Raw genomic sequence first — 6,749 nt, forward strand, 5'->3', positions numbered from 1 at the left:
ATTGTCATTCGTAAGTAAATGCTGTTTCGGCGTTAAAGTATTTATTCACCATTCACCATTCACAATTGACCCTTACGCCGTCCGCTCACTCAACTCCAGCCAGCGCATTTCTTTTTCATCCAGCAGCGCCACAATTTCTCCTACCCTTGCAGCAGCTTTTTGCAGCTCTTCAAAATTTAAATTACCACTGTTCATTTTTTCTTCAATAGTTTCTTTTTCTTTTTGCAGGGCAGGCATTTCTTTTTCTATAGTTTCAAATTCATGCTTTTCTTTAAAAGACAATTTTTTTATTTCGTTGTTATTTTTTTGTTTTACAACTGCTTCCTCAACAACGGGTATTTTTTCTGCTACCACTTCGTAACCGGTAAACTTTTCATTGGCCAATGCCTCACGGTACTGGCTGTAATTGCCGGGAAAATCTTTTATCACTCCATCGCCTTCAAAAGCAAATAAATGATCTACCATGCGGTCCATAAAATACCTGTCGTGGCTTACAATTAAAATACAACCGGGAAAATCTAATAAAAATTCTTCCAGCGTACGTAAGGTTTGCAGGTCTAAATCGTTGGTAGGTTCATCTAAAATTAAAAAATTAGGATTTAAAAATAAAACTGCCAGTAAATGTAAACGCCTTTTTTCTCCACCGCTTAATTTACTCAGCGGCGTATATTGCTGCTCGGCATTAAAACCAAATTTTTCCATGAATTGCGATGCAGATATTTTACTGCCATCTGCCAGTGGAAAAAATTCTGCAAAATCTTTTACATATTCTATGGCACGTTTATCTTCTTTATATTTTAATCCTTCCTGATCAAAGTTGCCAAACACCACCGTATCACCATGATTAATTTTTCCGCTGTCGGGTTTTTCCTGGTGCAGTGCAATTTTTAAAAAGGTAGAATTGCCTACACCATTTTTTCCTACAATGCCTACCCGTTCGCCTCTTTTAAAAGTATAATCAAAGTTTTTTATCAGCACTTTATCGCCATAACTTTTATTGATCTTTTTCATTTCTAAGATCTTTCCGCCCAGCCTGGTCATTTTTACCTGCAGGCTTACTTCGGCATCTTCTTTTTTCAGGCTCACTCTTTCTTCTACTACTGCAAAAGCATCCTGGCGGCTTTTACTTTTTGTGGTTCTTGCTTTGGGTTGCTTACGCATCCACTCCAGTTCTTTTCTAAAAATATTTTTATCTTTTTGCAGTTCGCTGGCCTGCACTTCCTGCCGCATACTTTTTTGTTCTAAAAAATAATCGTAATCGCCTTTATAAGTAAATATTTTTTCCTCATCCATTTCTAATATTTCATTACAAACAGCATCTAAAAAATAGCGGTCGTGGGTTACTAAAAGCAACGTAACTTTTTGCGCACTTAAATAATCTTCCAGCCATTCAATCATGCTTACATCCAAATGGTTGGTGGGTTCATCTAAAATCAATAAACATTTGCCTTCGTGCAATTGCATTTCAATAAGTGATTGTGCAAGCGCTACTCTTTTGCGCTGGCCGCCACTTAAATTTTTTACCGGCTCATTCAAGTGATGCAAATTCAGTTTGCCTAAAATTTGTTTTAACTCACTCTCAAAATTCCAGGCATTCAATTCATCTACTAAAGCCATTAAATCGGTTAATTTTTCTATGTTATCTGCATCTTCTTCTAAGCACTGCTCATAAGCTTTTACTACTTTTACCACAGGGTTATCCATCCGCAGCACATTATCCCAAATGCTTTTGTTTTCTTCAAAAGGGGTATCCTGCTGCAGCATAATCACTTTAATATCTTTATGTACCCACACGGTGCCGCCATCTGCATGATCGAGCCCTGCAATAATTTTTAATAAGGTAGATTTGCCGCTGCCGTTACGGGCTACAAAGGCAATTTTATCACCTTCTTCCACATAAAAAGAGATATTTTTAAAAAGGGTACGTATCCCAAACGATTTACTTAAATTTTCAACTGAAGCGTAATGCATAACGGCAAAGGTAACTTAGGATTTTAGATTGCGGTGGGTTGATTTTAAATTTATAAAGTTATTTTTGCTTTTATACTGGTTGAAAAAATAATTTATAACCTCCAGGATACTATGCATGCAGGCCAATTTGTTTTTTAAATACTGGTATATTAAACTTTGCAGGTATCTGTTTAAGCAAAAATATCTTTCCATAATGTCGGGTCCGTTAAAGGGATACCAATGGCCAACTGACAGAAGTTACGAATACATTATTGGTAACAACGAACCGCCAGCCGTGATGAATGAATTTTGCAGTTGGTTTACACCTGCCACCGTTTTTTATGATGTGGGCAGCAATATTGGTTATTACTCTTTTATAGCAAACACATTAATTACTACAGGAAAAATTTATGCTTTTGAACCAACTGCATTTAATAATGATGTGTTTAAAAAATTATTGGTGTTGAATAAAAAACAAATTAAAAAGAACCATATTGAACTTTTAGAATTTGCAATTGCAGATACAGAAAAAGAAGTGGAGTTTTCTTACGATAAAGTTTTTGCAGAAGGCAATACTTATGTTTTAGATGCTGATAATTATACAGGAGAAAAATTTAAAGTGGCCTGTTACTCTATTGATACACTTTTGCAAATGGGCTATGCGGCACCGGATGTGATGAAAATTGATATCGAAGGCGCAGAATATGATGCATTGATTGGGGCAGTTAATACGCTAAAAAAATATACACCACACCTGTTGCTGGCAACACATAATTGCAAAGTGCCGGACATTAAAGAAAAATGCATTGGTTTTTTGGAAGAACTGGGTTATGTTTTAAAACACACAGGTTATCATAACAAAGCTAAAGCGGGCTTAGATGATTATATTGCAGTGCATAAAGAAAAAATAAAAACGCTTAAACAGTTGCAACCTGGTAATGCTACAAAATAATAAAAAACTTTTTGTAAATTTTATGTCGCTGGGTTTTCAGCAGGGCATTGCAATAGTTTTTCCATTACTTATATTTCCCTATTTGCTTCGGGTACTGGGCATAAGTGGCTTTGGTGTTTTTTCGCTTATACAAACCGGCATAATGTATTTTGATTTACTGATAGCTTTTGGTTTTGGCTTAACTGCAACGCAGCGCATTGCCAATGCCATTAATGATATTGATTTGCAAAAAAAAATAATTGCAGCTGTCTATTCCATTAAACTGTTTTTATTTGCAGCAAGCCTTATTACTTTACTGCTTTGTGCTTTTTTTATAACTTATCTGCAACAAAATATTATGTTGATTTTATTGGCAGCAGCATACCTGCTGGGTAACCTGCTTTTTCCCGATTGGTATTTCAGGGGCATACAGCAAATGAAAAGCTGCACATTAGTATCACTTATCTCTAAATTAATTTCACTTATACTGATTATAGTATTGGTTAAGCAACCCAATGATATTAATGCTGCTTTTTTTGCTTTAGCAGCTGGTAATTTGCTGGCAGGCATTATCGGGTTTATTTTATTGCGGAATAAAATAAAATTATCTTACAAAATCCCAGGTAAAGAATTTTCGAAAGAACTGTTTAAAGAAAGCAGCTATGTTTTTACAAGTATTATACTGGCACCATTTTATTCTTCTGTAAATATTTTTATACTGCAATTTTTTAGTAATCCACTAGTTGTGGGCTCGTATTCTGTTGCACAAAAAATATTTAGTGCCGCAAGCATGTTAAGCAGTGTGGTAAATAATACTTTCTTTCCGCATCTTTCTGTATTGTATGCATCTTCAACCGATGCGTATAAAAAAATGGTGCAGAAGCTTGTAAAAATAATGGCATCTTCTTTTTTAGTATTTGCTTTGCTGCAATTTTTTTTAGCAGAATATATAATACAATTACTTGCAGGAAAAAATAATGGAGAAGATATATCTTATGCAGCAACCCTTTTACGAATTATGAGTTTAGCTTTATTTTTCTCTCCTTTTGTTTCTTTCTTTTTTCAGCAAATGATACTGCAGGGGCAGCAAAATCAGTCTGTAAAAAATATTGCTGTGGCTGTTATTGTAAATGTAATAAGTGCGTGTGCATTAGGTTATTGGTATAGCGGAATTGGCATGGCGGTAAATCTTTGCCTTATTGTTGTATTAATATGTTTTTTAAATGCATACTCGGTAAATAAAAAAACTACATTATTTGCAGCCTGACACCAACGATAATAAAAAAATAAAATTATTGATACTTACTCCAACGCTGGAATGTGGCGGTTCGGAGAAGTATGTTTCATTACTGTGCAATAATATCAACTCTCAACAATTTGCTGTAACACTGGCGGTTTTAAATAACGAAACTCCTTTTTATAAAATTACTAATAATGATGTGGCATTAATTGATTTAAAAGTAAAGCATGCCCGGTCATCTTTATTTAAAATTAAATCCCTGGTAAAACAGCACAAGCCTGATATTATTTTTTCCACTTCAAACCATCTCAATATTTATCTGGCTGTTTTCAGGCAATTGTTTTCTAAAAAAATAATTTTTATTGCAAGAGAATCTAGTGTGGTAAGCATCAACAGTAAAAGAGCAAAATTTCCTGTTTTATATACCTGGCTGATAAAAACATTTTACCAGCGAATCAATTTTATTATTTGCCAGTCGAAATATATGCAACAGGATTTGATTGATAATTACAATATCAAAAAGGAAAAAGCAATTGTCATTAATAATCCTGTGGAAGAAAATTCATTAATGCTTGCAGCAACTAAAAAAAATAAATTTATAACAGTTGCCCGTCTTTCCGAAGAAAAAGGAATCGACAGGTTAATTCGTTCTGTTGCAAATCTTACTATACCTTTTACTTATTACATTATTGGAGACGGGAATAAAACGGAATCACTTCAAAATCTTATTAACCAACTTCAATTGCAAAGCAAAGTTTTTTTAACAGGTAAGAAAGACAATCCTTTTGGAGAAATGGAAGATGCAGATCTTTTTTTAATGGGATCACATTACGAAGGTTTCCCCAATACTTTACTGGAAGCTGGTGCTTTAGGGATTCCTGTTGTGGCATTTAATGTACCGGGTGGAATAAGAGAAATAATTACTGATGGAGAAAATGGATTGCTTGTAAAAGATGGCGATGAAAAAGCATTTGCTGCAGCAATAGAAAAAGCATTGAACATTGATTTTAACAGGCAGCAAATTAAAAATAACACACAAAAAATATTTTCCTTAAATCTTATCATAAAAAAAACTGAGACTTTATTTTTAGAGCTTCATCAAAATTTTAATTTATTAAAATAAGTCGACAGGAAAATAATTGCTTTATCACTCGAAAGAGCATTTTAATGGCTTAATTATGCAATAGGGAATGCCCCAAGTTTAAAAAAAATAACTCATATTTGCAGCTGATACACAGCCGAATAAATGAAAACAAATGAACGGAATAAAACCTAAGCTATTAATATTCATCAATACATTGCAATCAGGCGGTGCCGAGAGAGTAGTGTCACTTTTATTGGAGCATTTGCGGAGCGATTTTGAAATTCATTTGGCTCTTTATACCAACATTGTTGATTACAAAATACCACCCGAAGTAAAAATTTTAGATTTAAATCAACCTTTAAACCAAAACAGATTTTTACGCTTTTTAAAAATACCGGGTCAATCGTATAAAGTGTACAGTTATTGCAAAAAAAACAACATCAATATTTCAGTAGCTTTTTTATACCGGCCCTGCTACATTAATGCACTAATGAAAAGTTTGTGGCGCTATAAAGGAAAAGTGATCATGTGCGAACGTACGCATCAAACAACAATGCAGCAAAGCCACTCCGCCATTTACCGCATGTTTACAAAGTTTATGGTAAGGTTCAGTTACAAACGTGCCGACCTGGTATTGGCGAATTCTTACGCTATGCAAACTGACCTTATTGAAAATTTTAGAATAAAAACGCCGGTAAAAGTAATTTACAATCCAATTGATCTGGGTTTTATACGGTCGCACATTGATGAAAAACCTGCCTTTGTTTTTGAAAAAGATACTTTTTATTTTATAAATGTTGGCGGGTTTAGAAAAGAGAAAAATCATTTGTTACTGCTGCAGGCTTTTTTTATTATGAAAAACCTGCCCTGTAAATTATTAATTGTTGGTGGTGGAATAATGGAAGAGGGTTTAAAACAAAAAGTATCGGATTTTGGGATGAGAGATAAGGTCGTTTTTTGCGGATGGGACAATAATCCATTTATGTATGTAAACCGTTCCAATTGTTTTGTTTTAAGTTCAGATGTAGAAGGTTTTCCCAACGTATTAATAGAAGCGCTGGCCTGTGGCAAGCCGGTTATCTCTACCGATTGCAGCAGCGGCCCCAGAGAATTGCTGGCACCATCAACCGATTTGCATCACAGGGCAATTAATAATTACGAAATTGGGGAGTATGGTATTTTAACACCCGTTAATGATGTAATTGCATTGGCAGCCGCCATGAAAAGAATGTACGAAGATGCTGCATTACGCAAACAATTTGAAGAAAAAGCTAAAGGCAGGGCAGAGCAGTTTGATGTGGATGAAATAAAACAATACTTTCATGTTGCCTTTACAGCCCTTTAATGCTTTATTGGCAGTAACCTTTGCTTAATTATCTATATTTTTGCCCCTTATTCAACACAAAAGAATGCATACGATTTTACTTACCGGTGGCGCAGGTTTTATTGGGTCGCACTTAACCCGTTTGTTTGTTACAAAATATCCGCAATACAATATTATCAATCTTGATAAACTTACTTACGCCGGTAATTTAGAAAACTTA

The 6,749-nt window shown here is 34.5% G+C and carries 6 protein-coding genes; 5 read left to right on the plus strand and 1 reads right to left on the minus strand.

Annotation, left to right across the window (positions count from 1 at the left end; all coding sequences use genetic code 11):
• Positions 1 to 72: 72 nt before the first annotated feature.
• Positions 73 to 1,971, minus strand: a complete 1,899-nt coding sequence (locus ACY651_RS09550) for an ABC-F family ATP-binding cassette domain-containing protein (protein ID WP_462252071.1) — start codon at positions 1,969 to 1,971, stop codon at positions 73 to 75.
• 193 nt (positions 1,972 to 2,164) lie between these two features.
• Between ACY651_RS09550 and ACY651_RS09555 the strand changes: the two genes are divergently transcribed.
• From ACY651_RS09555 to ACY651_RS09575, 5 genes are all read left to right on the plus strand, one after another.
• Complete coding sequence (locus tag ACY651_RS09555) at positions 2,165 to 2,902, plus strand: FkbM family methyltransferase (RefSeq protein WP_462252073.1); 738 nt, start codon at positions 2,165 to 2,167, stop codon at positions 2,900 to 2,902.
• The gene (locus ACY651_RS09560; protein WP_462252075.1) at positions 2,889 to 4,148 is read left to right on the plus strand and encodes an oligosaccharide flippase family protein; all 1,260 of its coding nucleotides are present in this window, start codon (positions 2,889 to 2,891) and stop codon (positions 4,146 to 4,148) included. Before ACY651_RS09555 ends, ACY651_RS09560 begins: the two co-directional genes overlap by 14 nt.
• Positions 4,138 to 5,244 (plus strand): glycosyltransferase, encoded by a 1,107-nt coding sequence (locus ACY651_RS09565; protein ID WP_462252077.1) that lies wholly within the window; start codon positions 4,138 to 4,140, stop codon positions 5,242 to 5,244. Before ACY651_RS09560 ends, ACY651_RS09565 begins: the two co-directional genes overlap by 11 nt.
• Before the next feature lie 133 nt (positions 5,245 to 5,377).
• Positions 5,378 to 6,550: a glycosyltransferase gene (locus ACY651_RS09570; protein ID WP_462252079.1), complete on the plus strand. Its 1,173-nt coding sequence runs from the start codon at positions 5,378 to 5,380 to the stop codon at positions 6,548 to 6,550.
• Between the two features lie 64 nt (positions 6,551 to 6,614).
• A partial coding sequence (locus ACY651_RS09575; protein ID WP_462252081.1) for a GDP-mannose 4,6-dehydratase occupies positions 6,615 to 6,749 on the plus strand: 135 nt, incomplete at its 3' end.

Source organism: Ferruginibacter sp. (genome assembly GCF_031391665.1).
GTDB lineage: Bacteria > Bacteroidota > Bacteroidia > Chitinophagales > Chitinophagaceae > Ferruginibacter.

Excerpts from the sequence above, each read along its gene's own strand:
- ACY651_RS09550 (WP_462252071.1), bottom strand. The coding sequence starts at position 1,971 with ATGCATTACGCTTCAGTTGAAAATTTAAGTAAATCGTTTGGGATACGT.
- ACY651_RS09555 (WP_462252073.1), top strand. The coding sequence starts at position 2,165 with ATGTCGGGTCCGTTAAAGGGATACCAATGGCCAACTGACAGAAGTTAC.
- ACY651_RS09560 (WP_462252075.1), top strand. The coding sequence starts at position 2,889 with ATGCTACAAAATAATAAAAAACTTTTTGTAAATTTTATGTCGCTGGGT.
- ACY651_RS09570 (WP_462252079.1), top strand. The coding sequence starts at position 5,378 with ATGAACGGAATAAAACCTAAGCTATTAATATTCATCAATACATTGCAA.